This window comes from Comamonas sp. A23, assembly GCF_004522605.1.
Classification (GTDB): domain Bacteria; phylum Pseudomonadota; class Gammaproteobacteria; order Burkholderiales; family Burkholderiaceae_C; genus Comamonas; species Comamonas thiooxydans.
The window spans coordinates 385,395-411,450 of sequence record NZ_RSDT01000002.1 but is presented as its reverse complement, the minus strand read 5'-3'; the positions used below and the strand labels follow the sequence as shown (position 1 = coordinate 411,450).

The window sequence follows — 26,056 nt, the reverse complement described above, 5'->3', positions numbered from 1 at the left end:
GGTGCGGGGTGCTTTGTCACCTCGCAGGCATATTTTTCAGGGTGTAGACCAGGCTGTAACTCGCATCATCGGCAATGGCGGGCATGCCGGCATTCCAGTCGTCCCAGCGCTGTCGCATGGCCTGCAGGCGCTCTGGGTGCTGGCCGGCCAGATTGGCACGCTCGCGTTCGTCCTGCGCCAGATTGAACAGGTATTCGTTGTCTTCCACGCGCAGGTATTTCCATTCGCCTTCGCGCAGCGCGCGCTGGTTGCGGTAGAGCATGCGCCAGTACAGCGGCCGGGCAAACTCCGCACCGTCGGTGCGCAGCACGGGCAGGATGGAGACGCCGTCCAGCGGGTAGTCCGGATCGGCGCTCACACCGGCTGCATCCAGCACCGTGGCGGCCCAATCCATGCTCATGCATTGTTGGGCGCTGCTGCGATGGGCCTCGATCACGGCAGGCCAGTGGGCGATCCAGGGCACGCGGATGCCGCCTTCGGTCAGATCCATCTTGCCACCCACGAGAGGCCAGCTGTCCGAGAAGCGCTCGCCGCCGTTATCGCTGGTGAAGACGATCAGCGTGTTGTCCAGTTGGCCGTTCTTGCGCAGGGCTTCGACGATCCAGCCTATGCCTTCATCCATGTGATGAATCATGCGGCGGTACTGGTGAATATTGCCGCCCGCCAGATGCGTGATGCCGGCGCCCAACTGCTCGGCAGCCTCACGGTCATCACGGGTTTCCCAGGGCCAGTGCGGCGCCGTGTAGTGCAGGCTCAGGAAGAAGGGGGCGTTGCCCTCGCTCATGCGGTTGACGAAGTCCACGCTGCGCTGGGACAGCAGGTCGGTCAGATAGCCTTCGTCGTGATGCTCCTCTTCGCCTACCCACAGATCGTGCTGGCCCGAGCTGCTCAGATGGGTGAAGTAATCCACGCCGCCCGACATGGGGCCGAAGTATTCCTCGTAGCCAGAGCGCAGCGGACCGAAGTGGGGAGGGTAGCCCAGATGCCATTTGCCTATCAGTGCCGTGCGATAGCCCGCGCCCTTGAGCAGCGAGGCAACGGTGGGGATTTCGGGCGGCAGGCCCAGCTTGGCGCCCAGCGGCGTGCCGCGCGTCTTGCTGTTGATGGGCTCCTCGGCCGCGCCGCGCAAGCGGTATTGATAGCGGGCCGTGGCCAGGGCAAAACGCGTGGGCGAGCACACGGGTGAATTGGCATAGCCCTGGGTGAGCCTGAGGCCGTTGGCCGCCAGGCGGTCGAGCACCGGGGATACCGGGCCGAACTCGGCATCGCGGCCGCCGTAGCAGCCCAGGTCGGCATAGCCGAGATCGTCAGCGACGATAAAGATGATGTTGGGGCGAGTCATGAAATGCGGGTCGTTGTCATGGGGTTGATGGCTGGCGCAAGCGCTCATTCCATCTTCATGCCGGTGGCCTGGGCCAGGACGCGATAGCGGTCGGCCAGGGCCTGAATGCGCTTGACGGCCGCATCGCCTGTCAGCCCTTCGTAGACCATGTCGTTGACACGCATGCGTTCACGCAAAGTGCCGTCCTTCATGGCCTTCTCGAACTGGGCCTGGATTTTCTGCACCAGCGGCTCAGGTGTGCTGCTGGGTACCCAGGCAGCGAAAAGCACTTCCTGCTGCAGCTCTTTATGTCCGAGCTCGCCCACGGATGGAACTTCCGGCAGCAAGGGGTTGCGCTGGGCCGTGGTCACGGCCAGCGCCGTGATCTTTCCAGTGGTCACATGGGGCAGCATGGCGGTGGAGCTGATGACGCCGCCGTCCACCTCGCCAGAGAGCATGGCCAGCGTGGCAGGTGCATTGCCTTTGTAGGGCACATGGTTGACCTTGGCTCCGGTGGCGTAAGTCAGGATGCTGGAGGCCAGATGGCCGGGGGTTCCATAGCCGGCGGACCCCAGGGTCAGGCCCTTGTCCTTGCCGCGGGCGATGAACTGCTCCAGTGTCTTGATATTTGTCTTGGGACTGACGGCCATCAGCATGCCTTGCGAGGCGAACACCATGACAGGACGCAGGTCGCCATTTTTGAACGGCATGCTTTTGTAGATCAGCGGGTTGACCGTGAAGCTCGTGTCCAGGCCGATCAGCATGGTGTATCCGTCGGCGGCAGCCTTGGCGACGTAATCGGCTCCTATATTGCCGCCAGCGCCGGTGCGGTTTTCAACAACGAATGGCTGCTTGGTCTCACGTTGAAGCACTTCTCCGACGCCGCGCGCCAGTATGTCCACAGCCCCACCGGGAGCGAAGGCTGCTATCAGCCGAACTGGCTTGTGAGGCCAGGCGGCGACGGCTGCGCCATCGGCAGACTGGGCCTGGGAGGCGAAGGCGGAGCAGCCCAGCAGCAGAGCCAGGCTGGTTTGAAGAAGGCGGCGGGGTGCAGTCAGGCGGGCCATGGAATCACTCTCTGGTCTGAGGAAAGTGCTGGCATTTGCGAAAATCCCCGGCACTTCCCTTGTCTCTGTATTGGGAATGCACACTGTAGAAGTGACATCCACAATTGATCTAATCAACTCATCCCCGTGAATACCCGACAACCCACCTCCATTCAGCAGATGCTGCTGTTTCGCATCAGCCGCTTCTTTGGCGTGGCGGGCGGCATGGCCATGCGCATGTGCGAGGCCCGCTTCGGCCTGACGCGCCGGGAATGGGGCGTGATGGCGACGCTGGCGACCGAGGAGGGTTTGCTGTCCTCCAAGTTGGCGCAGAAGGTGCAGCTGGACAGGGCGCGCACTTCGCGGGCGCTCAGCGGCCTGGAGGAAAAAGGCTGGGTGCTGCGCAAGCCTCTGGATGGAGACCGTCGGCGCGTGGCCATTTATCTGACCGATGAGGGGCGGCGCATGTACGGCCTGATCCTGCCCGAGATGGTCAAGATTCATGCCGACATCGTGTCCGTCCTCAGCGATGAAGAGCTGGCCTTGTTTGACGGTCTGCTGGCCAAGCTTCAGGCCCATGCGGTGACGCTGGAGCAGCACGAGCAATACGCGGATCTGCCGCGCATAGGGCGCAGCAGGCCGCCTCGATAGAGGGTCGGGGGGCAGTCAAATTGCATAAGGCTGGCGCCGCCGGCAGGGCATTGCCGGCAATGCCACAATGCTGGCAACATGCAATTTCCCTACGAACTGGCCGTGGGCTGGCGCTATACCCGTGCAGGGCGCGCCACACGCCGCAATGGCTTCATCTCCTTTATCTCGGGTGTCTCCATGCTTGGCATTGCGCTGGGCGTGGCGGCGCTGATCATTGTGCTGAGCGTGATGAACGGCTTCCAGAAGGAAGTGCGGGATCGCATGCTCAGCGTCGTCTCCCATGTGGAAATCTACGCCCCGCAGGGCGCGCCTCTGCCTGATGTGGAGCGCACCATGCGCGAGGCCAGAGCCAACCCCGATGTGGTGGGGGCTGCGCCTTTTGTGGCGGCTCAGGCCTTGCTGGCGCGCGGCGAGGATATGAAAGGCGCCTTGGTGCGCGGTATCGATCCGGCGCGTGAGGGCGAGGTGACCGATCTGGCGGCCACCAGCGGCGAGGTGCTCAAGCGTCTGGTGCCTGGCGAGTTCAAGGTGGTGCTTGGCATCGAGCTGGCGCGCAATCTCGGTGTGAGCGAAGGCGATGTGATCACGTTGATCGCTCCCAGCGGACAGGTCACTCCGGCCGGCGTGCTGCCGCGTATGAAGCAGATGACGGTGGCCGGCACCTTCGATTCCGGTCACTACGAATATGACTCGGCACTGGTGATGATGCATTACGAGGATGCGCAGCGCATCTTCCGTCTGGAAGGGCCGACCGGCATTCGCCTCAAGCTCAAGGATTTGCACGAGGCCCCGCGCGTGGCGCATGAACTCGCTGACACCTTGACGGACCGTTTGTTCATCCGTGACTGGACGCAGCAGAACAAGACCTGGTTTGCCGCCGTGCAGCTCGAAAAACGCATGATGTTCATCATCCTGACCCTGATCGTGGCCGTGGCGGCTTTCAATCTGGTGTCCACCCTGGTGATGAGCGTGCAGGACAAGCGTGCCGATATTGCCATCCTGCGTACCCTGGGGGCCTCGCCCTCGTCCATCATGGGCATCTTCATGGTGCAGGGAGCCATGGTCGGCGTCATCGGTACCTTGGCCGGTCTGGCGCTGGGGCTGGCGATTGCCTTCAATATCGACGTCATCGTGCCGGCCATAGAGCAGGCGCTGCATGCCAATTTCCTGCCCAAGGACATCTACCTGATCAGCAAGATGCCCAGCGAGCCGCAGTCCACGGACATCGTGCCGATTGCCGTGATCTCCCTGATTCTTTCTTTTGTGGCCACGATTTACCCCAGCTGGCGTGCCAGCCGCGTGAACCCTGCGGAGGCACTGCGTTATGAATGATGTTGTGATGGGCCAGAGCGTGCTGGAGGCACGCGGCCTGACCAAGCGCTTTGCCGAAGGCAAGCTGGATGTGACCGTGCTGCAGGGAGTGGATCTGCAGGTTCAGGCGGGCGAGACACTGGCGATTGTCGGAGCCTCGGGTTCGGGCAAATCCACCTTGCTGCACTTGCTGGGCGGGCTGGATGCACCCTCCACCGGCAGCGTCAGCCTCATGGGCCAGCCCTTGCACCAGCTCAGCCCGCAAAAGCAGGGTGCGCTGCGCAACCAGCATCTGGGCTTTATCTACCAGTTCCACCACCTGCTGGCCGAGTTCTCGGCCCAGGAGAATGTGGCCATGCCGCTGCGCATTCGCCGCGATGCCAAGGAGGACTGCATGGATCGCGCGGCCGAGATGCTGCGCGCCGTGGGCCTGGGCCAGCGCATGGCGCATCGCCCGGCCGAGCTGTCGGGCGGCGAGCGTCAGCGCGTGGCCATTGCACGTGCCCTGGTCACGCGTCCGGCCTGCGTGCTGGCCGACGAGCCCACGGGCAATCTGGATCGCGGCACGGCCGATACGGTGTTTGCGCTGATGCTGGAGCTGGCGCGCAGCCATGGCACGGCGTTTGTGATGGTCACTCATGACGAAGGACTGGCCGCGCGTTGCGATCGCATGGTCAGGCTGGGGCAGGGACAGCTGGCCTGATCTCCTGCCTGCCGACGGGCAAAGGCCCGGTCGCTGTCTTTGCAGCGCCGGGCCTTTTTCATGAAGTGCCTGGGGCGCTTTTCCTTTTTCAATAAGCGCTGACCGCCGCGTTCCGGATGGCGATCGTGGCCTGCTCACGGGCCGAAGCCTGCTGCGGCACGGCAGGGCGCGGCTTGACCGAGCCTGGATTGGCTGAAACATCCTGCGCCGTCAGATCGTCGGTGACCTCGCGCAGCCTGGCGGACTGGGCCAGCGAGGTCTGCACCACCTCGCCCATGATCTGCGTGACCTGGCGCGAGGAGTTCACGATCTCGGCCATGGTGGTGCCGGCCTCACGCACCTGGTTCACCCCCTGGGTGACCTGGGTGACGGAGGTCTGGATCAGCTGCTTGATCTCCTTGGCGGCTTCGGCGCTGTGCTGGGCCAGCTGGCGCACCTCATTGGCCACCACGGCAAAGCCGCGCCCCTGGTCGCCGGCGCGGGCCGCTTCCACGGCGGCGTTGAGCGCCAGCAGATTGGTCTGGAAGGCGATGGAGTCCATCATGCCGATGATGTCGCTGATCTTGCGCGAGCTGGCGCTGATGGATTCCATGGTGGTCACCACATCCTGCACGGTGCGGCCGCCGGCCTCAGCCACGCTGCAGGCGTCCTGGGCCAGCTCGTTGGCCTGGCGCGCATGGTTGGCGCTTTCGGTCAGACCTTCCACCGTGGCACGCAGGGTTTGGGCTGCGGTCACGCGGCGTGTGATGTTGGTGGCGAACTTGACGACCTTGAAGGGGCGCCCTTCGGCGTCGAGTATGGGGTTGTAGCTGGCTTCGATCCAGACCTGGCGGCCGGCCTTGCCTATGCGCAGGTACTGGCCGGCATCATGATGGCCCAGTGCCAGCTTGTGCCAGAAATGCTGATAGGCCGGGGACTGGCGCTCGTGCGGCTGGACGAACATGCTGTGGTGCCTGCCCACGACTTCGGCGAGGGAGTAGCCCATGGTCTGCAGGAACAGATCGTTGGCCGTGAGGATGTTGCCGTTCAGATCGAACTCGATGATGGCTTGCACCTTGGCAATGGCCTGGAGCTGGCCGCGGGCATCGTCTTCGTGCTGTTGCTGCTCGGTGATGTCGGTGGCGTACTTGATGACTTTGCGCGGCTGGCCCTGGCTGTCGAAGATCGGGTTGTAGCTGGCCTGCAGCCACACATCCTCGCCCTGGCTGTTGATGCGGCGGTAGCGTCCGCTGTCGTGCAGACCCGCTGCCAGGCGCTGCCAGAACTGGGCGTACTCGACAGAGCCGCGGGTTTCCTCATCGACGAACATGCGGTGATGCTGGCCGATGATCTGTTCAGGGCTATAGCCCATGGTGCGCAGAAAGTTGTCATTGGCCGTCAGCACATGACCTTGCAGATCGAATTCGATCACGGACTGCACCTGATCCAGCGCGGCCAGCTTGCCCTGCATGTCGGCGCGCTGATGACTTTGGCTCAGGCGTTGCCAGAGCGTGCTTTGCAGAAGTCCCGTCATAACATGCTCCTTTGGCCGGTCGCGCAGGGTAGGGGGTGAAGTTGCTTAATGTTTTATTTGTTTCAATATGTGAATCGTAGGACAAGACAGGAAACTGTCTGTAGTCACTTGACGTGTCATCGGCCGAGGCTGGGCTGCGCAAGCAGCCCAGCCGATGCATGATGTGTGGATGCCAACCTGGATAGATACCCATTGCCACCTGGATGCGCCCGAGTTCGCACCTGACAGAGATGCCGTGCGCGCCGCTGCGCAGGCCGCAGGCGTCACGCATCTGGTCATTCCTGCCGTACAGCGCAGCCACTGGCAGGATGTGATTGCACTTGCCCATCGCCATGGCGACAGCTATGCGCTGGGCATTCATCCGCTCTACACGCCCGGCGCGCAGGAGTCCGATATCGCGGCGCTGCGCGAGTTGCTGAATCAGCAGCGCGGCGACCCGCAACTGGTGGCGGTGGGTGAAATCGGTCTCGACTTTTTTGTCCCCGGACTGGACGAACAGTGCCAGATCTGGTTCTACGAACAGCAGATCCGGCTGGCACGCGAGTTCGAGTTGCCCGTGATCCTGCATGTGCGCAAGAGCAGCGATCGTCTGCTCAAGACCTTGCGTCAGCACAGGGTTGTGGGTGGCATTGCCCATGCGTTCAACGGCAGCGCCCAGCAGGCGCAGGCCTTCATCGATATGGGCTTCAAGCTGGGCTTTGGCGGTGCCATCACCTATGAGCGCGCGCTCAAGCTGCGTGAGCTGGCGGCCAGCCTGCCGCTGGAGGCGCTGGTTCTGGAAACCGACGCTCCCGATATTCCGCCGCACTGGCTCTATACCACGGCCGAACAGCGTGCGGCCGGTCAGCCCCAAGGGCGCAACAGCTCCGCCGAGCTGCCGCGCATTGCGGCGGAGATCGCGCGGCTGCGCGGCATGGGCATTGAGCAGCTGGCGCAGGCCTGCACGGCCAATGCACGTAAGGCGCTCAAAGGGCTGCCGGCACTGCCGTAGATGGGGCAGTAGCTATCCTTTGCAGGCAAAGAGGCTCATGCTCATCTTTTTGAATGTCAGCCCAAGATCCAGGATGATGATGGCTCGGCGACAATAGGGCATGACCGAGGATTCTTCTGCCACCGTGACAGAGACAGGCCCGCGCTGGCAGGGGCTGGCTGCGGTGGCCGATGGCCGCACGCGGGCCCTGGTGCTGGGCAGCTTTCCGGGCATGAAGTCGCTGCAGCAGGCCCAGTACTACGCCCATCCGCAAAACCAGTTCTGGCCGCTGCTGCAGGCCTTGTGGCCCCAGCATCTGCAGCCGCCACGTAGTGATTATGCGGGCCGCTGCGAATGGCTGCTGGCACGCGGGCTGGGTCTGTGGGATGTGTATGCGAGCTGCGAGCGCGAAGGCAGTCTGGACAGCGCCATTCGCGCGGCACAGGTCAACGACTTTGCCGGACTGCGTCAGCGCTGCCCTGATCTGCAACTGGCGTTGCACAACGGCGGCGAGAGCTACAAGCATGCCCGTCAGACCGAGGCACTGGGGCTGATCGCCCTCAAGCTGCCATCCACCAGCCCGGCCAATGCCGGCTGGTCGTTCGATAGAAAACTGCAGGCCTGGCGCCATGCGCTGGCGGCCCATGGCCTGCTTTGAAGATTGGTGTGAAACGTGATCCGTAAAACCCGTGGCGGTGCTAAATCCGCGCAAGACAAGAATCTGGCCAGCGTGCAGGAGCTGCCCGAAGTCAGCGTCTCCGACGACGGCGATATCCGCTATCTGCATCTGGGCACGCCCTGGGTGCAGGGCTCCATGCGTATTCGCGATCCTTTTGATATCGATCTGGAGTATGTGCAGCGCATGATGGGCTGGCTGCTGTTTGCCGAGCCTGCTGAAGTGCCCCGGATGCACGCCATGCAACTGGGTCTGGGAGCGGCCGCCATCACCAAGTTCTGTCACAAGAAACTGCGCATGAAGACCACGGCGGTCGAGCTGAACCCTCAGGTCCTGGCCGTGTGCCGCAGCTGGTTCAAGCTGCCGCCCGACAGCAGCACGCTGCAGGTGGTGCTGGCCGATGCAGCCCAGGAAATCAAAAAGCCCGAATGGCAGGGCACTGTCGATGCGCTGGCCGTCGATCTGTACGATCACGAAGCGGCGGCTCCCGTGCTCGACAGCGCCGAGTTCTATGCCGATTGCCGCAATCTGCTGACCGAGGACGGCATCATGACCGTCAACCTCTTTGGCCGCTCCTCAAGCTTTGACAAAAGCCTGGATCAGATGGCCCAGGCTTTTGGCGAGGACGCTCTCTGGGCCTTCCGCCCCACACGCGAAGGCAATACCGTGGTGCTGGCACAGCGCACGCCGCGTGTGCTGCAGGGCGCGGAGCTGGATCTGGCCTGCGATCAGGTGCAGGCCCGTTGGGACTTGAACACCACCCGCTGGGCCAAGGTGTTTGTGCCGGCACGCGATGCAGAAGCAGGCAGCAAGACGGGCAAAGCCAAAGTCAGCCGCATCGGCCGGGGCGCTACCGTGTAATTGCAAAGCCTGAGTAAATTGATGGTGCAGGCCTTGAGGGTGGAGGTTTTGTGCCGATGATGTGGCTATGACGATCAGTGCCATCTCATCCAGTTATGCCGGCTCAGCCTCTTCGGGGGCCGGCGCGGCATTGCGTATCCAGCAGCTGCAAAGGCAGATCAAGGATGCCACCAACGAACTCAAGGAAGTTGCCAACAGCGACGCTGATGCCAAAACCAAGGAGCAGCAGGCACAACTGCTGCAGACCAAGATCCAGATGTTGCAGGCCCAGATAGAGGCCTTGCAGAACCAGCAGACACAGCAAGCCCAGCAGGCTGCCCAGCGCGGGACGGAGGCAGTCCAGCAAAAGCAGGATGAGCAGATGCAGAGCAGAAGTAGCGGCAATCTGGGCCAGGGTGGCCAGGGCGGCCTGGGCGGACTGCTGGACGAATACGCCTGAGCTGCATCAGAGATGAATGCCATCGTCCGCCTGCTTTATATCGTCCTAGTCAGGAGCGTGGGCCGATGGCGGTACAGTCAAGGCAGTTTTGTTGCCACTGCCGCCCATGTCATTGACTGAATCCCTTCTGTCCCAGTCCATCAAGCCTGCTCAATACCAGGGACCGCTGGACTGGCGCAAGCTGGTGCAATGGTTGCATGAAGACGCTGTGATCACGGCGCAGGAGGCCGAGCGCACGGTTGCGCGCTGCTCGGCCGCGGAGAGCGCGCAGCTGCCGCTGGTGCGGCTCGCCAATGTCGGTGTTGTCAGCGCCCAGACGCGTCAGCCGCTGGATCTGGAGACCCTGACCCAGTATCTGGCACAGCGCAGCGGTCTGGCCTATCTGCGCATCGATCCGCTGCGTGTGGATGTGGGCCGCGTGGGTGAGGTCATGAGCGCCAGCTACGCCGAGCGTCACAAGGTACTGCCCGTGCAGGTGACCGCCAAGGAGGTGGTGATTGCCACGGCCGAGCCCTTCATCAGCGACTGGGTGAGCGAGGTGGAGCGGCAGGCACGCCGCAGCGTGCGCTGCGTGGTGGCCAATCCGCAGGATATCAAGCGCTATACGGCAGAGTTCTTCGCCCTGGCCAAGTCCGTGCGTGCGGCGGAGAAAGCCGGTGGCGCGACCGGCGGCGCCAGTTTTGAACAGCTGGTGGAGCTGGGCAAAAGCAACAAGCAGCTCGATGCCAACGACCAGGGCGTGGTGCGCGTGGTGGACTGGCTGTGGCAGTATGCCTTCGACCAGCGGGCCAGCGACATTCATCTGGAGCCCAGGCGCGAGCAGGGCGTGATCCGCTTTCGCATCGATGGCGTGCTGCATCCGGTCTACCAAATGCCCATGGGCGTGCTGAATGCCATGGTGGCGCGCGTCAAGCTGCTGGGGCGCATGGATGTGGTGGAAAAGCGCCGCCCGCTGGATGGCCGCATCAAGACGCGCAACCCGCGCGGCGAGGAAGTGGAAATGCGCTTGTCCACCTTGCCCACGGCCTTTGGCGAGAAGATGGTGATGCGTATCTTCGACCCGGAGAACACGGTCAAGAACCTGGATGCGCTGGGCTTCAGTGCCCATGACGCGCAGCGCTGGGAAGATCTGGTCAAGCGCCCGCACGGCATCATTCTGGTCACCGGCCCCACGGGATCGGGTAAGACCACCACGCTGTACTCCACGCTCAAGCGTGTGGCGACCGAGGAGGTCAATGTCAGCACGGTGGAAGACCCCATCGAAATGATCGAGCCCAGCTTCAATCAGACCCAGGTTCAGCCCCAGCTCGACTTCGGTTTCACCGAGGGCCTGCGTGCGCTGATGCGTCAGGACCCGGACATCATCATGGTGGGCGAGATTCGCGATCTGGCCACTGCCGAGATGGCGGTGCAGGCCGCACTGACCGGCCACCTGGTCTTCTCCACGCTGCACACCAACGATGCGCCCAGCGCCGTCAGCCGCCTGATGGAGCTGGGCGTGCCCTCCTATCTGATCAACGCCACCTTGCTGGGCGTGCTGGCCCAGCGTCTGGTGCGTACGCTGTGCTCCAGCTGCAAGGTGCGCGATGAAGACGCAAAGCCCGAGGATCTGGCCGAATCGGTCAAGCCCTGGAAACTGACCGGCAGCTACCAGCCCTACAAGCCCGTGGGCTGTGAGGACTGCCGCATGACAGGCTACCGCGGCCGCATGGGTCTGTACGAGTTGCTGATGGTGACCGAGGCCCTCAAGAAGCAGATTCACGATGCCCCGTCGATGGACGTTCTGCGCCGTCAGGCCGTGCAGGACGGCATGCGTCCTCTGCGCCTGGCCGGGGCTTTGCGCGTTGCCGAGGGCGTGACCACCTTGCCCGAGGTGCTGGCCTGCACGCCGCTGATGAGCGAAATCTGAAAGGCTGTGTGTTGGTGCTTGCTTCTGGTTTGGTGCAGTAAGAGAAGGTCGGTATTGGCCTGGGTTGAATGCGGTAAATGTGTACAAAGCGTCGGCATTAGGGTATGCCCTCTGTAGGTGGAATCCACATCAATTTGGCATTTCTATGAAACGAGAATCGCCAAGTCGTGATTTCCGTAAGGAGACGTTTTGTGAAAATCAAGAGCCAAAAAGACTTTTTCTCCGGTCTGATGTTCTTGGCCGTCGGTCTCGCATTTGCGATCGGCGCTTCCAACTACACCATTGGCACCGGCGCCCGTATGGGTCCAGGTTACTTCCCTCTGATCCTGGGTGTGCTCATGGCCATCCTGGGTGCAGCCATCTGCGTCGGCGGCCTGACCAAGGGCCCCGAAGGTGGTGACAAGATCGGTAAGTGGGCCTGGAGGCAGGTGTTCTTCATCCTGGCAGCCAACTTTGCCTTCGGCATCTTGTTGGTGGGCGTGCCTGCTGTGGGTATCCCTCAGTTCGGTCTGATCATCGCTATCTATGCGCTGGTCTTCATCGCCAGCCTGGGCGGTCATAGTTTCAACTTCAAGGAAACAGCAATCCTGGCCACCGTGCTGGCAGTGGGTAGCTATTTCGCTTTCGTGTGGGCGCTGAATCTGCAGTTCCCAGTGTGGCCTAGCTTCATTGCAGGCTAATCAGGAGCATCGTCCATGGATCTGATTCAGAACTTGTCGACGGGTTTTGGCGTGGCTTTCACGTTCCAGAACCTGATCTACTGCTTTGTGGGCTGTTTGCTCGGTACGCTGATCGGCGTGCTGCCCGGCATTGGCCCCGTGGCGACCATCGCCATGCTGCTGCCCGCCACTTACGCTCTGCCCCCCGTGGCGGCGCTGATCATGCTGGCCGGTATCTACTACGGCGCCCAGTACGGTGGCTCCACCACTGCCATTTTGGTGAACCTGCCAGGTGAATCCTCGTCGGTGGTGACCGTGATCGACGGCTACCAGATGGCGCGAAAAGGTCGAGCAGGCCCTGCGCTAGCAGCGGCTGGTATCGGCTCCTTCTTCGCCGGCTGCGTGGGCACCGTCATCCTGGCTGCCTTCGCTCCACCCCTGACCGAAGTGGCTTTCAAGTTCGGCCCCGCTGAATACTTCTCGCTGATGACCCTGGGTCTGATCGGTGCCGTGGTGCTGGCTTCCGGTTCGCTGCTCAAGGCGATCGCCATGATCGTGCTGGGTCTGCTGCTGGGCATGGTCGGAACCGACGTGAACTCCGGTGTGGCTCGTTACAGCTTCGACATTCCTGAACTGACCGACGGCATCGACTTCGTCGTGATCGCCATGGGTGTGTTCGGCTACGGCGAAATCATTGCCAACCTGTCCAAGCCCGACGACGAGCGCGAAGTGTTCGCTGCCAAGGTGACGGGTCTGCTGCCCACAAGCGAAGACTTCAAGCGCATGCTGCCAGCCATGCTGCGCGGTACGGCTCTGGGTTCGGCCCTGGGTATCCTGCCCGGTGGCGGTGCCATGCTGTCGGCCTTCGCTGCCTACACCATCGAAAAGAAGACCAAGCTGAAGCCCGGCGAAGTTCCTTTCGGTCAAGGCAATATCCGTGGTGTGTGCGCTCCTGAATCCGCCAACAACGCCGGCTCTCAGACATCGTTCATTCCTCTGCTGACCCTGGGTATTCCTCCCAACGCCGTGATGGCGCTGATGGTGGGTGCCATGACTATCCACAACATCCAGCCCGGTCCTCAGGTGATGACCAGCAACCCCGAACTGTTCTGGGGTCTGATCGCCTCCATGTGGATTGGCAACCTGATGCTGATCATCTTGAACCTGCCGCTGATCGGCGTCTGGATCAAGCTGCTGACCGTGCCTTATCGCTGGCTGTTCCCGTCCATCGTGCTGTTCTGCGCGATCGGCGTGTACGGTACCAACAACAACGTCTGGGACGTGTGGATGGTCGGTATCTTCGGCTTCATCGGCTATGTGTTCCACAAGCTGGGTACCGAACCTGCTCCTCTGCTGCTGGGCTTCATCCTGGGCCCGATGATGGAAGAAAACCTGCGCCGTGCCCTGCTGCTGTCGCGTGGTGACTGGTCCGTGTTCGTGACCCGCCCCATCTCCGCCTGCCTGCTGGCTGCTGCCGTGGTGCTGCTGGTGATCGTGCTGATGCCCGCAGTGAAGAACAAGCGTGAAGAAGCTTTCGTGGAAGACTGATCGTCAACCTGATCGCTGATCATCGTTAAAGCGGCCCTTCCGGGGCCGCTTTTTTTATATGAGGACCTTTGTTTCTGGGACTATGGATTAGGGCGGCAAAATAGCTGCAGTTATTCGAAAGATTGCATGGCCTTGTCTTTATTGCCCGCGCAGCACCCTCAGCGGGTCTTGCTGCACAACGAAATTCATGCCCGTCCTGCGGAAATCATGCAGGCCCCTCTGGCCATCACGCATATCGTGATGCTCACCGATGCGGCACAGCGTGAAGCCAGCCGCGAGCATGTGGCGGCCCTGCTGCGCAACCACCATCGCCCTCTGCCCGATGCGGCAACCACCCATGTGCTGATCGACCTGGGTGCGTTTCGCCTGCGTTGGGAGCAGCACACCGAGTTCGTGGCCTGGACCTTCACCACGCCCATGGCGCAAGCCGGCGTGGCCGATGTGCGCGAGCCCGAGACAGCCATCGACGCCGTTCCGCGCGACTGGCTGGCAACCCTGCCAGGGCAGTGCCTGAGCAGCCTGCACCTGTGGGCGCTGAACGAGCAGGATGTGGACCCGCAATATCTGATGCGCCACATGCTGCAAGCCGATACTTTGGTCGGCTCGCGCGTCTCCGGCGGTGCGGGGGCCATCTTTACCGACTTTGCGATTCACCCTGACGGCTTCTCGCGCATGCTGCTGCTCGCCGGTGCCGATCTGTCCCCGCGCCGCCTGGGCCGTCTGGTGCAGCGCGTGCTGGAGATCGAGACCTATCGCATGGCGGCGTTGCTGGGTTTGCCGGCCGCACGCAAGGCTGCAGCCGTGCTGGCCACAGCCGAGCGTGAACTGGCCGAGCTGGCCAATGCCATTCGCGCTGCCGACCGCGACACCGAACCGGCGCTGCTGGACCGACTGACCCGCTTGGCCGGCCAGGTGGAGAGCGAATATGCGGCCACGCATTCGCGCTTTTCGGCCAGTTCCGCCTATTTCGAGCTGGTAGACAGGCGTATTCAGGAAATTCAGGAGACGCGGGTGGATGGCATCCAGACCATCCGTGAATTCATGGACCGGCGACTTACACCTGCGCGCGCCACCTGCGAATGGGCGACACGCCGTCAGAATGCGCTGTCCGAGCGAGTCTCCCGTGTCAGCAGTCTGTTGCGCACGCGCGTCGAGATCGAGCAGCAGCAAAGCAGCCAGCAGCTGCTGGGCACGATGAACGACCGCCAGGGCACCCAGCTCAAGCTGCAGTCCACGGTGGAAGGCCTGTCGGTCGCGGCCATCACCTACTACATCACCGGCCTGATCAGCTATCTGGCCAAGGGCGGGCAGAAGCTGGGCTGGCCCTGGTCGCCCGAGTCGACGGCGGCCGTGGCCATTCCGGTTGTGGCACTGGGCGTCTGGTGGTCGCTGCGCAGGCTGCACCACAAGCTGTTTCATGGTCGCAGTCATTGAGCATGAAATTGGATGCCAGCGCTTTCTGATAAAGCTCTAGCGGTTATTGATTTTGATAGCGTCGGGCAGTTTGTCCGGCTTGGAAACTGTGTGAAAGGACACTGACATGGACTTTGGTATCGCCGGGCGCTGGGCTCTGGTCTGCGGCGCCAGCAAGGGTTTGGGTTTTGGCTGTGCCAAGGCTCTGGCCGAAGAGGGAGTGAATCTGGTCATCAACGCCAGAAACGACCAGGCATTGCAGCTGGCCGTGCAGAAGCTGCAAGCCATTGCTCCTCAGATCAAGGTCATCGGTGTCGCCGCAGACATCACCACGCCAGAAGGCCGCACCGCAGTGTTCGAAGCCGCCGGCGGCCCGGGCAAGGACTACGACATCGTCGTGACCAACGCCGGTGGCCCGCCTCCCGGCGACTTCCGCACCTGGGATCGTGAGGCCTGGATCAAGGCGGTGGACGCCAATATGCTGACCCCCATCGAGCTGATCAAGGCTACGGTGGATGGCATGGCTGCGCGTGGCTTCGGCCGCATCGTCAACATCACCTCGAGCGCGGTCAAGGCGCCCATCGACATCCTGGGCCTGTCCAACGGTGCACGCAGCGGTCTGACGGGCTTTGTGGCCGGCCTGGCGCGTTCGGGCATCGCCGCCAAGGGCGTCACCATTAACAGCATACTGCCCGGCAAGTTCGACACCGACCGTCTGGTGGCAACCCATCAAGCCGCGGCCAACAAGAGCGGCCAGGACCTGGATGCCGTGCGCCAGGCGCAGGCTGCCCAGATCCCTGCCAAGCGCTTTGGCACGGCCGAAGAGTTCGGCGCCATCTGTGCCTTCCTGTGCAGCCGCCAGGCCGGCTATATGACGGGCCAGAACATCCTGCCCGACGGCGGTCTGTATCCCGGCACTTACTGATCCGTGATCGAGTGCTGAAACGACAAAGCCCCGCAATGCGGGGCTTTTGTCTGGGTGGGAAGCCGCTTATTTGCGGGATGACACGACGATGCCGGTCACGATCAGCGCAAACGCAAGCGCGTGGTAGAGGTGCGGGGTTTCGCCGAGCACGGGAATCGACAGCAGGGCCGTGAACAGCGGAATCAGATTGCCGAAGAAGCCCGCAATGGCGGGCGTGGAGCGCTGCACGCCCATGCCCCAGAAGCGGTAGGCCAGAATGGCCGGGCCCACGGCGATGAACAGCAGGCTGCCCAGCAGCGGCCATCCCGGCACCAGGCGGAACTCGCCCAGCAAGGCTTCGCCGCTCGTGAAAAGGCCGGACCAGAGCAGGCCGAAAACGATCTGTGCGAGCAGAAAGCTGGCCCAGTGCGATTTCACTTCCTGGGGGCCGGTGCTGCGCGACAGCAGCCAGGTGTAGAAGGCCCAGGCAATCGTCGCCAGCACCATGAACAGGTCGCCGGGCACAAAGCGCAGAGCAAGCAGCGTCTGCCAGTCGCCGCGCGACATCACCACCGCCACGCCCAGCACCGACAGCAAAGCCCCGCCCATCTGCCGGCGGCTGATGCGAATGCCCCAGCACAGCCGGCCTATGGCCAGCATCCAGACCGGCATGCTCGAGCTCACCAGCGTCACGTTCAGCGGGGTCGAGGTCTTGAGCGCCAAGTACAGCAAGGCGTTGTAGCAGCCTATGCCAAGCAGTCCCAGCAGCATGTACTGCCGCCACAGCGGCCAGATCGGACTGTCCTTGCGCAGCACCCGCCATGCCAGTGGCAACAGCAGCACAAAGGCGATGCACCAGCGCAGGAAGTTGAGTGCAAAGGGCGAGATCAGATCGTGAGCGAGGCGGCCCACGATGGCATTGCCGGCCCAAAGTGCCGGAGCCAGGCTGAGCATGGCCACCGTGGCGGGTTTCAGGGGGGAATTCATGGGTTGTCACTGTAACGCGCGGCAGCTGGCCTCTGGACCTGCCGCGTCCTGCGCCAGCGGCTGTTGCCGCCAAACTGGCGAGCATCAATAGTGATGCAAGCCTTCCCGTTTTGCGAAGCTGAGCACAATGCAGGCTTGGGAGATTTTTCATGAAGCAGCAAACCACGTCGCTCCAGCAGCAATGGCTGCAGGCACAGCAGGCCATGGCCAGCAGGCAGCCTCTGCGCCCGCGCCAGCCGCTGTGCATTGATGATCAGCAGATCGGCAGTATCGAGGAAGACTTTGCGCGCAAGCTGGGGTCTGATCTGCTGGTGGCCCACGGAATAGCGCTGAGGCTGCTGGCCGGGCAATGGCGGCTGGAAGGCCAGGGCGGGGCGACGGACAATCTGAACCGGCTGGCACAGGCCATGCGCAGCGCCGGTCTTGCCGGTGCCTGGCGCAACGAACAACTGGCGGTCTGCAATGCCGAGGGCCGGCAACTGGCCACCGTCGAGCGTGGTGCCGTGCGGCCGCTGGGCATTGCCACCAGAGCCGTGCATCTGGTGGGCGTTTGCGCGGATGGCTTGATCTGGGTGCAGCAGCGCTCGGAGGACAAGGCCAACAACCCCGGCATGTGGGATACCTTGATGGGCGGCATGGTCTCGGCGACAGATGGTCTGGTCGAGGCACTGGCGCGTGAAACCTGGGAGGAGGCCGGTCTGCATGTGGCAGAACTCGGCGAGCTTCGGCACGGCGGAAATGTGATGTTCGCAAGACCCAGCGACGAAGCAGAGGGACAGGGCTATATGGTCGAGCGCATAGACTGGTTCTCGGCCCTGGTGCCCGATGCGCTGCAGCCTGTGAATCAGGATGGCGAGGTACAGCGTTTCGAGCGGCTGGAGCTGACCGAGGTCCAGGGCTGGATGCTGCAGGGGCGTTTCACCCCCGAGGCCTCCCTGGTGCTTGCCGCCTACATGGGATGGTAGGGCGGCAGAGCAGCTAGCGCTGGTTCTCCAGTGCGGTGGACTTGAGCCGGCTGGGCGCCAGGGCTCCGGCCTGCTCGAGAATCGGGTAGGCCACCGAGCACAGCAGCGAGTTGATGCGCTTGAGGTCGCTGATCATGTCGATATGCAGGGAGCTGGTCTCTATGCTCGAAACCGTGTGCTGCGACAGGCGCTCCAGATGGGTGGCCGAGTAGGCCAGTTCCAGATCGCGAAAGCGCGCTTTTTCCTCGAGCAGCTTTTGCGCCTCGCGCACATTGCCGTTGAGGAAGACGCTCATGGCCAGGCGCAGATTGTCCAGCAGATGCTGGGTCAGCTCGTGAATTTCCTGTTTTCCGGCGGCCGAGAACTGGCGGCCCTTCTTGATCTTCTTGTCTTCCAGATCCAGCAGCACGCGCTCGATGATGTCGCCGATCTGCTCCATATTGATGGTGAAGCTGATGATTTCCGTCCAGCGCTGACCTTCGCGCTCGTCGAGTTCGGCGCGCGAGATCTTGGTCATGTAGTACTTGATGGCCGAGTACAGATCGTCCACCGTGCCTTCCAGGTGGCGCACTTCCTCGGAGAGCTTGGCATCGTCGGTTTCAGCCACTTTTTGCAGGCCGATCAGCATGGACTCCACCACGTCGGCCTGATGCAGTGACTCGCGCACGGCACAGGTGATGGCCAGCGAAGGGGTGGACAGGGCCGAGGGGTCCAGGTGGCGTGGGCGCAGCAGCTTGGCCGCACTTTCTTCCTCGGGCTTGGGCAGCATGGCAGTCACCCAGCGGGCCACGAGCTGGGTCAGGCCGATGAAGCACAGGCTGTTGAAGATATTGAACGCCAGATGGAACATCACCACGTTCTGGCCGGCGTTGGCCAGATAGGGCTGGGCGTACTGCGACCACAGCCCGATAAAGGGCGCGACGATGGCCACGCCCATGATCTTGAACAGCAGATTGCCTATGGTGACCTGGCGCTCCTCCACCGCCGATTTGGCGGTGGTGAGCGCCGCGACCAGGCCGCTGCCCAGATTGGCGCCCAGGGTCAGGCCCAGAGCCACATCCAGCGGAATGGCGCCGGAGCTGGCCATGGCCGCAATCAGCAGCACCACGGCCAGGCTGGAGTAGGCCAGCACGGCCAGTACCGCACCAAGCAGCAATTCCATGAACAGATCGCTGCTGACCGAGGCCAGCAGGGTGCGCACGGCAGGGGCCTGCAGCAGGGGCTCGGTGGCTTCCACCACCAGGCGCAGGGCCAGCAGCATCAGGCCCAGGCCGATGAGCACGCGGCCGATACGACCGGGCTTGGAGTCCTTGCGCGAGATATAGAGCACCACGCCGACAAAGATGAACAGCGGCGACAGCCAAGAAAGATCGGTGGAGAACAGCACGGCCATCAGAGCCGTGCCGACATCGGCACCGCGCATCACGGCCAGGGCCGAGGGCAGGGTGATCAGACCCTGGCCTACAAAGGACGAGGTCATCAGCGAGGTGGCCGTACTTGATTGCACCAGGGCCGTGACGCCCATGCCAGATAGTGCTGCCGAGAAACGGTTGCTCATGCTGCGGGCGAGAATGTTGCGCAGGTTTGCGCCGAAGACCTGCAGAACGCCGGTGCGAACCATCTGAGAGCCCCAGATCAAGAGGGCAATGGCTGCTAAAAGATTCAATAAATGCTTCATGTTCTGCCCGCGAAGGAGCGATCTAATATACCCCTGAGTGAGGCCGGTCTGCCCCGATGGCTCACTCTTCACGCACAAATAAGTGCGGAATAAGGAACACAATAGAACAAAAACGAATTATTCGAAACATCGTTTCTACGGATGAGATTTCAGAGGCGACCGAGTTTTCCGTATATCGGTATTGCGTTCGATGCTATTAAAAAGGCGGGTTCATGATTCCTGCCATGCCCGGTGCTGCTGCGGTGAGCTTTCTTTTGATGTTGCTGGCAGCCATGGCAGGTATGGCATTTGCGGCGCGGCAAGCCCAGGCGGCCGCTGCGCATCTAGCAATGGGTGCTGGCGGTATTGCTGTCCATCTCCACGCTGGTTCAGTCCGCGGTCCGGGGCGGCATCATCTTGTCTGCGGGCAGCCATATTCAGCGCGATATGCCTGAAGGTGCTGCCGAGCCCGTCTACGAGTCGGCCGAATCCTGCCGGAGCGGGGCGGAATAAGCAAGGCCCGCTGTCTGCTAGAGAGGCAGCGGGCCTTGCCGATGGAAAGCGACTGGCGCTTACACGCTCTGGTTCTTGGCGCGTTTTGCGCGCAAAACCTCATCCAGGATCAGCAGTATGGCGCCCAGCGTGATGCCCATGTCGGCCACGTTGAAGGCCGGAAAGTGGCTGCTGCCCCAGTAGAAGTCCAGGAAGTCCACCACATAGCCGTGCTGCAGGCGGTCCACCACATTGCCGATGGCCCCGCCCAGAATGCTGGACAGCGACAGGCAGAACATCTTCTCGCCAGGGTGCTTGCGCAGCTGCCAGACGATGAGCACGGTGGCAATCACGCCGATGGCCACGAACAGCCAGCGCTGCCAGCCGCTGCCGCCCGCAAGGAAGGAGAAGGCGGCGCCCGTGTTGTGCGCGCGCACGATGTTGAAGAAGCCGGTGATGGGAGTCCAGTCCCCATACTGGTAGTGGCTCAGAATCATCTGCTTGGTGACCTGATCCACGCCGATGATGACAAGCGCCCACAGCAGCCAGGGCCAGATACGGCCAAGGCCTGCGGAGGAGGTCTGGGTGTTGCTCATGGCAGCTCTTTGCTAAGGTTTTTTGATAGCGGTTAGCGCTTGACTCAAAAGGATTTCAGCAAGAATAAATGCTGAAAATGGCTGCCAGCATACGTTGGCAGCTCACTTTTTGAAGACTCAAGCCTTGGTGCGGACTTCGCCCGTGCCGTGCAGATTGCTGTCGCAGCGGCCGCAGATCGAGGGGTGCTCGGGGTTCACGCCCACGTCTTCGCGGTAGTGCCAGCAGCGCTCGCACTTGGCATGCTCGCTGGCCTTCACGGTAGTGGTCAGCGCATCGCCGGCCACGGCAGTCGCTGCCGAGGTGATGAAGACGAACTTCAGATCGTCCTTGAGGCTTTGCAGCAGGGCCAGGTCTTCGGGCTCGGCCGTGAGCGTGACTTCGGCCTGCAGGGAGGAGCCCACGGCGCCGGTGGTGCGCACCACTTCGATGTCCTTGTTGACCTGGTTGCGGATCTCGCACAGGCGCGTCCACTTGGCCAGCAGGCCTTCGTCGCCGGCAGGCAGCTCGGTGAACTTCTCCAGGAAGATGGATTCGCTGTGACCCACGATCTTCCAGGCTTCCTCGGCCGTGAAGGACAGGAAGGGCGACATCCAGCGCAGCAGCGCCTGGGTGATCTGGTAGAGCGCGGTCTGGGCCGAGCGGCGTGCCAGGCTCTTGGGGGCACTGGTGTAGAGGCGATCCTTGAGCACGTCCAGGTAGAAGCCGCCCAGGTCTTCGGAGCAGAACAGCTGCAGCTTGGCGACGACGGGGTGGAATTCGTAGACCTTGTAGTGGGCCAGGATTTCCTGCTGCAGCTGGGCCGAGCGGGCCAGCGCGAACTGGTCGATCTCCAGCATCTCGCCGTAGGCCACGGCGTCCTTGCTCGCGTCGAAGTCGCTGGTGTTGGCCAGCAGGAAGCGCAGCGTGTTGCGGATGCGGCGATAGGCGTCCACCACGCGGGCCAGGATCTTGTCGTCGATGCCCAGGTCGCCCGAGTAGTCGGTCGAGGCCACCCACAGACGGATGATTTCCGCACCCATCTTGCTTGACACGTCCTGCGGGGCCACGGTGTTGCCCAGCGACTTGGACATCTTCTTGCCCTGGCCGTCCACGGTGAAGCCATGGGTCAGCAGGCCGCGATAGGGCGCGCGGCCGAAGATGGCCGACGCCAGCAACAGCGAGCTGTGGAACCAGCCGCGGTGCTGGTCGTGGCCTTCCAGGTACAGATCGGCCTCGGGGCCTTTGTCGTGGTGGTGCTCTGGGTGGGTGCCGCGCAGCACATGCCAGAAGGTGGAGCCGGAGTCGAACCAGACTTCCAGAATATCGGTGCTCTTGGTGTAGCTCTTGGCCTCTTCGGCACCCAGGATATCTTCGGTGCTGACGCGGCTCCAGGCCTCGATGCCGCCTTGCTCGATCATGGCGGCCGCCTGGTCGATGATCTCCATGGTGCGGGGGTGCAGAGCGCCCGTGTCCACATGCAGGAAGAAGGGGATGGGCACGCCCCAGCTGCGCTGGCGCGAGATGCACCAGTCGGGACGGCCGGCGATCATCGCGCGCAGGCGGTCCTGGCCGTTTTGTGGGTAGAAGTTGGTTTGCTCGATGGCGTCCAGCGCGATCTGGCGCAGGGTCTTCTCGGGCTTTTGCGCGGGATCGGTGAACACGCCTTCGCCTTCGTCCATGCGGATGAACCACTGGGCGGCAGCGCGGTAGATGACGGGCGTCTTGTGGCGCCAGCAGTGCGGATAGCTGTGGCTGATGGTGGTGGTGTCCATCAGGCGGCCCGCGACCTTCAGGGCGTCGAGGATGACGGGCACGGCCTTCCAGATATGCTGGCCGCCGAACATGGGCAGGTCGGCCGCGTACACGCCGTTGCCCTGCACGGGGTTCAGGATCTGCTTGTAGTCCATGCCGTTGGACATGCAGCTGTTGAAGTCGTCCACGCCATAGGCCGGGGCCGAATGCACGATACCGGTACCGTCGTCGGCGGTGGCGTATTCGGCCAGGTACACGGGCGAGATGCGGTCAAAGCCCTTGTCCACATGGGCCAGAGGGTGCTTGAAGGGCATGTGGTCGAGCTTCTCACCCTTGGCGGTGGCGAGCACGCGGCCCTCCAGCTTCCAGCGGGCCAGGCATTTCTCGACCAGGGCGGAGGCCACGATCAGCAGACCGCGCTCGGTGTCCACCAGGCTGTATTCCAGATCGGGGTTGACGTTCAGTGCCTGGTTGGCGGGGATGGTCCAGGCTGTCGTCGTCCAGATGACGATGAAGGCTTCCTTGTCGAGCTTGTCCAGGCCGAATGCTGCGGCCAGTTTGGCTGGCTCGGCAGCGGGGAACATCACGTCCAGGGTCTGGCTTTGCTTGTCGGCGTATTCGATCTCGAACTCGGCCAGCGAGGAGGCGCAGTCAAAGCACCAGTAAACGGGCTTGAGGCCGCGGTAGACAAAACCACGCTCCATCACCTTCTTCAAGGCGCGCAGCTCGGCGGCTTCGTTGGCGTAGTTCATGGTCTTGTAGGGGTGATCCCAGTCGCCGAGCACGCCCAGGCGCTTGAAGTCCACCATCTGCTGCTCAATCTGTTCGGCGGCAAAGGCGCGGCTCTTGGCCTGCATCTCGTCGCGTGGCAGGTTGCGGCCATGCAGTTTCTCGATGGCGTTCTCGATGGGCAGGCCGTGGCAGTCCCAGCCCGGTGCGTAGAGCGCGTCGAAGCCTTCGAGCTGGCGGCTCTTGACGATCATGTCCTTGAGGATCTTGTTCACCGCATGGCCGATGTGCAGCTTGCCGTTGGCGTATGGAGGGCCGTCGTGCAGGATGAACTTGGGCGCGCCGCTGCGGGCGTCACGCAGCTTCTTGTAGATGCCTTGGTCATCCCATTCCTTGGCCCAGGCGGGTTCGCGCTTGGGCAGATCGCCGCGCATGGGGAAAGGGGTGTCGGGCATGTTCAGCGTGGCGCGGTAAGCGGACGCTTCGGGCTTGTTGGACTTCGAATCAGACATGGGAAACCTTGAAAGCAATGCAATGCCCGGGCAGTTCTGCCTGGGCGTGAATGGTGAGGTGAGCGCCAGTGCGCTGCTGCGCCTGGGACGTGCGAGCAGCGAGCTTCAAATTCGGTCGCGCGTGGTCTGGCGACGGGTCTCTGTGTGCGACGAGGTGTGAGACGGTATGTGGGCCGAGGCGAAAAACGCGCGCGCGTCATCGCAGTCCTTGGCGATGCCGACCGTCAGGGCATCGAGACTGTCATACTTCAGCTCGTCGTGCAGTTTGTGCAGAAGTTCCACACGGATGATTTTACCGTAGGCACCTTCTCCACCCAGTTGGGCGGGCCAATCGAAACAGTGGGTCTCCAGCAGCACCCGTCCGCCGTTGATGTCGTTGGGGTCCAGCGAAGGGCGCACGCCCAGGTTGGCCACGCCCTGCAGCGGCTTGTCCGTCAGACCATGCACCAGCACGGCAAAAATGCCGCTGGCGGCAGGTTTCCAGTGGTCGAAACGCAGATTCAGCGTGCGAAAGCCGTCCTCGGCTCCGCTCATTGATTCGGCCAGTTTGCGGCCCAGCTTGCGGCCATGCACCACATGGCCCGAGATGCGGTAGGGGTGGCCCAGCAGCTTGGCGGCCTGCTGCATGTCGCCGGCGGCCAGGGCCTCGCGCACGGCCGTGCTGGAGACGCGCAGCCCATGGACTTCATAGCTGTTCATGCGGGCCACATCAAAGCCCAGGGCCTGGCCGGCGTTGTCCAGCATGGCGTAGTCGCCCGCGCGCTTGGAGCCAAAGCGGAAGTCGTCGCCCACCAGCACGTACTTGGCGCCCAGGCCCGAGATCAGCACGTCCTGAATAAAGTCCTCGGGACTCTGGCTGGCCAGGGCCTGGTTGAAGGGCAGGATCACGACCTGATCGACGCCGCAGACCTCGAGCTGGCTGAGCTTGTCGCGCAGCGTGCCCACGCGGGCAGGCGCCAACTCCGGCTTGCCCAGCTTCTGGGCAAAGTAGTCGCGCGGGTGCGGCTCGAAGGTCATGGCGCAGCTGGGGATGCCGCGCTGGGCGGCCTCGGCCTTGAGCAGGCCGAGCATGGCTTGATGTCCCCGGTGTACACCATCAAAATTGCCAATGGTCACAGCGCAGGCCGGGGCCACGCCGGGATGATTGATGCCGCGGAAAATCTTCATGGACTGCTTTGTTATTTATAGCAACTGGCGCCGATGCATGCGACACAAGCCGTCAATTTGACATAGTTTCAGAGTATATTGCTTCAAATCAGGCAGCTGTGGAGGCTGCACGATTGTGCTCAAAAGCGCCAAGACGCTTGTCCGTTTTCCGTGGTCCAAGTTTGACTGTATGGAGGCTGGTTGTGAAAGTCTTGAAGCTGACAGCCCAGGGGCTGCCGCAGTCCTGGGTAACGCTGGAGCAGGCGGCGCTGCATTACGCAGCAGAAGATGTGCGCTGGGAAGCCGGTGTCGAAATCGCCTGCTTTCGCGGTGGCCACAATGCGGTGACCGGCAAGCAGTCAGTCATTCACATCAACTCCATCATCGGCACCAAGGGCATGCCGAACATCAACCCGCATGAGCTGCTGCCGGGTCTGACCAATGGCAAGCTCTTTGCTCGTGACCGCTGCGTCTGCGCCTATTGCGGGCGGCGCTTCCATGAGAGCGATCTCACGCGCGAGCACATTGTCCCCGTGAGCACCGGCGGGCAGCACAGCTGGATGAATCTGGTCACGGCCTGCCGCGCCTGCAACCACCGCAAGGGGGCCAGAACGCCGGAGCAGGCCCGCATGCCCTTGCTCTACACCCCCTACACGCCCACGCTGTGGGAGGACTTCATCCTGAGAAACCGCCGCATTCTGGCCGACCAGATGGAGTTTCTCGTGGCCCATGTGCCGCGTGGATCGCGCTGGCGCAGCTAGGGCGTAAAAAAAGCCCCGGGCTGGCGCCGCGGGGCAGGAGCAAGAGGACAGAAACGCGTTCAGACTGTGGTGGAGACGGCTTTTTGCCAGGCTTCGTAGAGGTCTTCGCCCTCGTCGCGCACGCGCTGGCCGATCAGGGCCATCTCGCGCTGCTCCTCGGGCTTGGCCAGTTCCACATAGCCGCGCGCGGCCGACAGATCGTAGGGCTCGCCGTCTTCGTTGGAGTAGGCGAAATACACCTGCTTCACGCCGGCCAGCAACATGGCCGTGTAGCACATGGAGCAAGGGTAGCCGCTGGCATACATGACGGCCCCCGACAGATCGGTGCTGCCCTGGGCCTTGGCTCCTATGCGCAGGGCCTGCATCTCGGCGTGGGCCGAGGGGTCGCAGAGCTCATCGACCTGGTTGACGGCGCGGGCAAGTACCTGGCCGTCCCTGACCAGCACGGCGCCGAAGGGCCAGGTGGGCTGCTGGCGGCCTTTGACATTGCCCATGGCCAGGCGTATGGATTCAAGCAGGTATTTGCCGCTGTCGTTTTCGTTGTTCATCGAGTCG

The 26,056-nt window shown here is 62.7% G+C and carries 23 protein-coding genes; 14 read left to right on the top strand and 9 right to left on the bottom strand.

Going from position 1 to position 26,056, the window contains the following annotated elements; translation table 11 throughout:
• Window positions 1-16: 16 nt before the first annotated feature.
• Entirely contained in the window at window positions 17-1,390 is a 1,374-nt protein-coding gene (locus EIC84_RS06330; protein ID WP_003066104.1) for a sulfatase, read from the bottom strand.
• Complete coding sequence (locus EIC84_RS06325) at window positions 1,387-2,388, bottom strand: tripartite tricarboxylate transporter substrate binding protein (protein ID WP_003066105.1); 1,002 nt, start codon at window positions 2,386-2,388, stop codon at window positions 1,387-1,389. Before EIC84_RS06325 ends, EIC84_RS06330 begins: the two co-directional genes overlap by 4 nt.
• Window positions 2,389-2,547: 159 nt before the next feature.
• Here EIC84_RS06325 and EIC84_RS06320 point away from each other — a divergent pair, with 159 nt between their 5' ends.
• From EIC84_RS06320 to lolD, 3 genes are all read left to right on the top strand, one after another.
• Window positions 2,548-3,018 (top strand): MarR family winged helix-turn-helix transcriptional regulator, encoded by a 471-nt coding sequence (locus tag EIC84_RS06320; RefSeq protein ID WP_003066107.1) that lies wholly within the window; start codon window positions 2,548-2,550, stop codon window positions 3,016-3,018.
• A 78-nt stretch (window positions 3,019-3,096) separates the two neighbouring features.
• Entirely contained in the window at window positions 3,097-4,350 is a 1,254-nt protein-coding gene (locus tag EIC84_RS06315; RefSeq protein ID WP_003066109.1) for a lipoprotein-releasing ABC transporter permease subunit, read from the top strand.
• Window positions 4,343-5,032, top strand: a complete 690-nt coding sequence (gene lolD / locus EIC84_RS06310) for a lipoprotein-releasing ABC transporter ATP-binding protein LolD (RefSeq protein ID WP_003066112.1) — start codon at window positions 4,343-4,345, stop codon at window positions 5,030-5,032. Before EIC84_RS06315 ends, lolD begins: the two co-directional genes overlap by 8 nt.
• Window positions 5,033-5,120: 88 nt before the next feature.
• On the opposite strand, the gene EIC84_RS06305 is transcribed toward lolD, so the two are convergent.
• The gene (locus EIC84_RS06305; protein WP_003066114.1) at window positions 5,121-6,545 is read right to left on the bottom strand and encodes a methyl-accepting chemotaxis protein; all 1,425 of its coding nucleotides are present in this window, start codon (window positions 6,543-6,545) and stop codon (window positions 5,121-5,123) included.
• 169 nt (window positions 6,546-6,714) lie between these two features.
• Between EIC84_RS06305 and EIC84_RS06300 the strand changes: the two genes are divergently transcribed.
• The 9 genes from EIC84_RS06300 to EIC84_RS06260 all read left to right on the top strand — a co-directional run bounded on the left by EIC84_RS06300 (window position 6,715) and on the right by EIC84_RS06260 (window position 15,945).
• Window positions 6,715-7,536, top strand: coding sequence for a TatD family hydrolase (locus EIC84_RS06300; protein ID WP_034362191.1), 822 nt, complete (start codon window positions 6,715-6,717; stop codon window positions 7,534-7,536).
• A 100-nt stretch (window positions 7,537-7,636) separates the two neighbouring features.
• Window positions 7,637-8,173 carry a DNA-deoxyinosine glycosylase gene (locus EIC84_RS06295; protein ID WP_003066118.1) on the top strand — a complete coding sequence of 179 codons (537 nt, stop codon included), beginning with the start codon at window positions 7,637-7,639 and terminating at the stop codon, window positions 8,171-8,173.
• Window positions 8,174-8,188: 15 nt separating this feature from the next.
• Window positions 8,189-9,052, top strand: coding sequence for a hypothetical protein (locus EIC84_RS06290; protein ID WP_003066120.1), 864 nt, complete (start codon window positions 8,189-8,191; stop codon window positions 9,050-9,052).
• Between the two features lie 67 nt (window positions 9,053-9,119).
• The gene (locus EIC84_RS06285) at window positions 9,120-9,491 is read left to right on the top strand and encodes a FlxA-like family protein (RefSeq protein ID WP_003066121.1); all 372 of its coding nucleotides are present in this window, start codon (window positions 9,120-9,122) and stop codon (window positions 9,489-9,491) included.
• A gap of 106 nt (window positions 9,492-9,597) precedes the next feature.
• Entirely contained in the window at window positions 9,598-11,400 is a 1,803-nt protein-coding gene (locus EIC84_RS06280) for a GspE/PulE family protein (RefSeq protein WP_003066122.1), read from the top strand.
• A 191-nt stretch (window positions 11,401-11,591) separates the two neighbouring features.
• Entirely contained in the window at window positions 11,592-12,080 is a 489-nt protein-coding gene (locus EIC84_RS06275; RefSeq protein ID WP_003066123.1) for a tripartite tricarboxylate transporter TctB family protein, read from the top strand.
• Window positions 12,081-12,095: 15 nt separating this feature from the next.
• Window positions 12,096-13,607, top strand: coding sequence for a tripartite tricarboxylate transporter permease (locus tag EIC84_RS06270; RefSeq protein ID WP_003066124.1), 1,512 nt, complete (start codon window positions 12,096-12,098; stop codon window positions 13,605-13,607).
• 126 nt (window positions 13,608-13,733) lie between these two features.
• Window positions 13,734-15,041 (top strand): DUF3422 family protein, encoded by a 1,308-nt coding sequence (locus tag EIC84_RS06265; protein WP_034356463.1) that lies wholly within the window; start codon window positions 13,734-13,736, stop codon window positions 15,039-15,041.
• A 106-nt stretch (window positions 15,042-15,147) separates the two neighbouring features.
• Window positions 15,148-15,945 (top strand): SDR family oxidoreductase, encoded by a 798-nt coding sequence (locus EIC84_RS06260; protein WP_003066126.1) that lies wholly within the window; start codon window positions 15,148-15,150, stop codon window positions 15,943-15,945.
• 66 nt (window positions 15,946-16,011) lie between these two features.
• On the opposite strand, the gene EIC84_RS06255 is transcribed toward EIC84_RS06260, so the two are convergent.
• On the bottom strand, window positions 16,012-16,911 hold the full coding sequence (locus tag EIC84_RS06255) for a DMT family transporter (protein ID WP_003066127.1): 900 nt from the start codon (window positions 16,909-16,911) through the stop codon (window positions 16,012-16,014).
• 149 nt (window positions 16,912-17,060) lie between these two features.
• Here EIC84_RS06255 and EIC84_RS06250 point away from each other — a divergent pair, with 149 nt between their 5' ends.
• Window positions 17,061-17,876 carry a DUF4743 domain-containing protein gene (locus EIC84_RS06250; protein WP_003066129.1) on the top strand — a complete coding sequence of 272 codons (816 nt, stop codon included), beginning with the start codon at window positions 17,061-17,063 and terminating at the stop codon, window positions 17,874-17,876.
• 13 nt (window positions 17,877-17,889) lie between these two features.
• Here the strand turns inward: EIC84_RS06250 and EIC84_RS06245 are convergent, their stop codons facing one another.
• From EIC84_RS06245 to EIC84_RS06230, 4 genes are all read right to left on the bottom strand, one after another.
• Entirely contained in the window at window positions 17,890-19,554 is a 1,665-nt protein-coding gene (locus tag EIC84_RS06245; protein WP_034362175.1) for a Na/Pi cotransporter family protein, read from the bottom strand.
• A 551-nt stretch (window positions 19,555-20,105) separates the two neighbouring features.
• Window positions 20,106-20,621: a signal peptidase II gene (lspA, locus tag EIC84_RS06240; protein ID WP_003066135.1), complete on the bottom strand. Its 516-nt coding sequence runs from the start codon at window positions 20,619-20,621 to the stop codon at window positions 20,106-20,108.
• A gap of 117 nt (window positions 20,622-20,738) precedes the next feature.
• Entirely contained in the window at window positions 20,739-23,594 is a 2,856-nt protein-coding gene (gene ileS / locus EIC84_RS06235; RefSeq protein WP_003066136.1) for an isoleucine--tRNA ligase, read from the bottom strand.
• 105 nt (window positions 23,595-23,699) lie between these two features.
• Window positions 23,700-24,761 (bottom strand): bifunctional riboflavin kinase/FAD synthetase, encoded by a 1,062-nt coding sequence (locus EIC84_RS06230; RefSeq protein WP_003066138.1) that lies wholly within the window; start codon window positions 24,759-24,761, stop codon window positions 23,700-23,702.
• A gap of 182 nt (window positions 24,762-24,943) precedes the next feature.
• On the opposite strand from EIC84_RS06230, the gene EIC84_RS06225 reads away from it, so the two are divergent.
• Window positions 24,944-25,501 (top strand): HNH endonuclease, encoded by a 558-nt coding sequence (locus tag EIC84_RS06225; protein ID WP_003066139.1) that lies wholly within the window; start codon window positions 24,944-24,946, stop codon window positions 25,499-25,501.
• A 59-nt stretch (window positions 25,502-25,560) separates the two neighbouring features.
• On the opposite strand, the gene EIC84_RS06220 is transcribed toward EIC84_RS06225, so the two are convergent.
• Window positions 25,561-26,049: a nucleoside deaminase gene (locus EIC84_RS06220; RefSeq protein ID WP_003066140.1), complete on the bottom strand. Its 489-nt coding sequence runs from the start codon at window positions 26,047-26,049 to the stop codon at window positions 25,561-25,563.
• Window positions 26,050-26,056: the final 7 nt, after the last annotated feature.

Coding starts and splice junctions, on each gene's coding strand:
- EIC84_RS06280 (WP_003066122.1), top strand. CDS start 9,598: ATGTCATTGACTGAATCCCTTCTGTCCCAGTCCATCAAGCCTGCTCAA.
- EIC84_RS06270 (WP_003066124.1), top strand. CDS start 12,096: ATGGATCTGATTCAGAACTTGTCGACGGGTTTTGGCGTGGCTTTCACG.
- ileS (WP_003066136.1), bottom strand. CDS start 23,594: ATGTCTGATTCGAAGTCCAACAAGCCCGAAGCGTCCGCTTACCGCGCC.
- EIC84_RS06265 (WP_034356463.1), top strand. CDS start 13,734: ATGGCCTTGTCTTTATTGCCCGCGCAGCACCCTCAGCGGGTCTTGCTG.
- EIC84_RS06300 (WP_034362191.1), top strand. CDS start 6,715: ATGCCAACCTGGATAGATACCCATTGCCACCTGGATGCGCCCGAGTTC.
- lolD (WP_003066112.1), top strand. CDS start 4,343: ATGAATGATGTTGTGATGGGCCAGAGCGTGCTGGAGGCACGCGGCCTG.
- EIC84_RS06285 (WP_003066121.1), top strand. CDS start 9,120: ATGACGATCAGTGCCATCTCATCCAGTTATGCCGGCTCAGCCTCTTCG.
- EIC84_RS06230 (WP_003066138.1), bottom strand. CDS start 24,761: ATGAAGATTTTCCGCGGCATCAATCATCCCGGCGTGGCCCCGGCCTGC.
- EIC84_RS06250 (WP_003066129.1), top strand. CDS start 17,061: ATGAAGCAGCAAACCACGTCGCTCCAGCAGCAATGGCTGCAGGCACAG.
- EIC84_RS06305 (WP_003066114.1), bottom strand. CDS start 6,545: ATGACGGGACTTCTGCAAAGCACGCTCTGGCAACGCCTGAGCCAAAGT.
- EIC84_RS06220 (WP_003066140.1), bottom strand. CDS start 26,049: ATGAACAACGAAAACGACAGCGGCAAATACCTGCTTGAATCCATACGC.
- EIC84_RS06325 (WP_003066105.1), bottom strand. CDS start 2,388: ATGGCCCGCCTGACTGCACCCCGCCGCCTTCTTCAAACCAGCCTGGCT.
- EIC84_RS06330 (WP_003066104.1), bottom strand. CDS start 1,390: ATGAGCGCTTGCGCCAGCCATCAACCCCATGACAACGACCCGCATTTC.
- lspA (WP_003066135.1), bottom strand. CDS start 20,621: ATGAGCAACACCCAGACCTCCTCCGCAGGCCTTGGCCGTATCTGGCCC.
- EIC84_RS06320 (WP_003066107.1), top strand. CDS start 2,548: ATGCTGCTGTTTCGCATCAGCCGCTTCTTTGGCGTGGCGGGCGGCATG.
- EIC84_RS06245 (WP_034362175.1), bottom strand. CDS start 19,554: ATGAAGCATTTATTGAATCTTTTAGCAGCCATTGCCCTCTTGATCTGG.
- EIC84_RS06255 (WP_003066127.1), bottom strand. CDS start 16,911: ATGAATTCCCCCCTGAAACCCGCCACGGTGGCCATGCTCAGCCTGGCT.
- EIC84_RS06295 (WP_003066118.1), top strand. CDS start 7,637: ATGACCGAGGATTCTTCTGCCACCGTGACAGAGACAGGCCCGCGCTGG.
- EIC84_RS06315 (WP_003066109.1), top strand. CDS start 3,097: ATGCAATTTCCCTACGAACTGGCCGTGGGCTGGCGCTATACCCGTGCA.
- EIC84_RS06260 (WP_003066126.1), top strand. CDS start 15,148: ATGGACTTTGGTATCGCCGGGCGCTGGGCTCTGGTCTGCGGCGCCAGC.